This window comes from Mesorhizobium sp. B1-1-5 (assembly GCF_006443065.1).
In the GTDB taxonomy this organism is placed as follows: domain Bacteria; phylum Pseudomonadota; class Alphaproteobacteria; order Rhizobiales; family Rhizobiaceae; genus Mesorhizobium.
In genome coordinates this window covers 1-1,540 of the sequence record NZ_VFWS01000343.1, presented here as the reverse complement: position 1 = coordinate 1,540, position 1,540 = coordinate 1, and the positions used below count along the sequence as shown (strand labels likewise).

Here is a 1,540-nt window from a genome sequence, read left to right as displayed (position 1 = left end):
GTTCCATTCCGGATGGGTGCTGGTGTCGAAGAGCACCCGTGCCTCGCCGGTGTCGACCAGCTTGGCCGCGGTCGAATCCGTTTCGACGAGGGCGTCGATGTCGCCGCGCAGCAGTGCCGGGCCGGATGCCTCGAAAGGCAGGTTCAATCCCTCGACATCACCGGTCGTCAGGCCGACGCTGTTCAGCGCCTTGCTGAAATTCGAGTGCCGCACCGTACCGGTGAGATAGGCGACCTTCTTGCCTTTGAGGTCCTGCAGCGTCTTCAGTGGAGAGTCGGATTTGACCACGATATACGAGCCGCCCGACCGCACATAGCTCGACAGGCCAATCAGCTTGACATCGGCGCCGGAGGCGGCGACGCGCAACGCGGGATTGTTGCCGGTATAGGTGAATTCGATGGCGCCTGTCGCAAGCGCCGTCGTCGCCTCGGAGCCGCCATTGAAGGTGACAAGTTCGACCTTGATGCCGTCCTTGGCGAACTCCTTTTCCCACCAGCCGTCCTTCTGTGCGAGGACGAATTTGAGGTGCCCCGGCGCGGTGCTGCCGATGCGGATGAATTCGGGCTTGTCCTGCGCGAAGGCGGGCATGCCGCCAAGGCCGATGACGACGGCAATGGCGCCCTTCAGGAACAGCCGGCGAAATCCGTCGAATGCAATGTTGGACATGAGGAAAATCCTTGCTGATTGGAATGAGTGAACGGCTCAGATGAGCGAGGACTCGGACTGGCCTTTCCAGGCGGTCGCCCAGCGCTCGAACCAGACGAGCAAATAGTTGACGGTGAGCCCGATGACGGTCAGCGTCAGGATGCCGGCATACATGTCCGCCGTTTCCATCATCAACTGCGAGTTCTGAATAAGGAAACCGAGGCCGGATTTGGCCGCCAGCATCTCGGCGCCGATCACCGCGAACAGCGACGACTTCACCGCCAGCCTTGCGCCGGCGACAACAGAGGGCATGCTGGCCGGCAGGATAACCTTCCGGAACAGGTCGAAGTCGGACGTACCCATCGAGCGCGCCGCCTTGATCAGCAGCGGATCGACCGACTTGACGCCGCTGATCGTGTTGAGCAGCAGTGGAAACAGCGTTGCCCAGAAGATGACGAACACTTTGGAGGCTTCGCCTAGCCCCAGAAGCAGGATGAAGACGGGATAGAGCGCCAGGGCCGAGGTCTGCCGGAACAGTTGCAGGATCGGATCGAGCGCCGTCTCGACGCTGCGGGTCTGACCCATGACGAGGCCGAGCGGGATGGCGACCGTAGCCGCCGCGGCGAAGGCGAGGCCGGCGCGCTGCAGGCTGATGGCGATGTCGCCGAGCAGGCTGCCCCCGGCGAGGCCCTTCCAGAGCGCTACGACGATCATGTCGATCGGCGGCAACACCGCGGCATTGACCCAGCCGCCGCTCGCCGCCGCCTGCCAAAGCGCCAGGAACCCCAAAAGCACGCCATAGCGCGACAGCAGACGCGTGAGGGTTCGGCCAGCCAGGCTCAGAATATCGGCGCCGAGCCCGTTGCCGTTTTCATGCGCGCCGATGCCCGTCGGC

The 1,540-nt window shown here is 63.5% G+C and carries 2 protein-coding genes; both read right to left on the bottom strand.

All coding sequences use genetic code 11. The features are described 5' to 3' along the window. The coding region (locus FJ980_RS31165) for an aliphatic sulfonate ABC transporter substrate-binding protein (RefSeq protein ID WP_140547383.1) at positions 1 to 666 on the bottom strand (666 nt) is incomplete at its 3' end. Between the two features lie 36 nt (positions 667 to 702). Continuing rightward, entirely contained in the window at positions 703 to 1,491 is a 789-nt protein-coding gene (locus FJ980_RS31160) for an ABC transporter permease (RefSeq protein ID WP_246676648.1), read from the bottom strand. Positions 1,492 to 1,540: the final 49 nt, after the last annotated feature.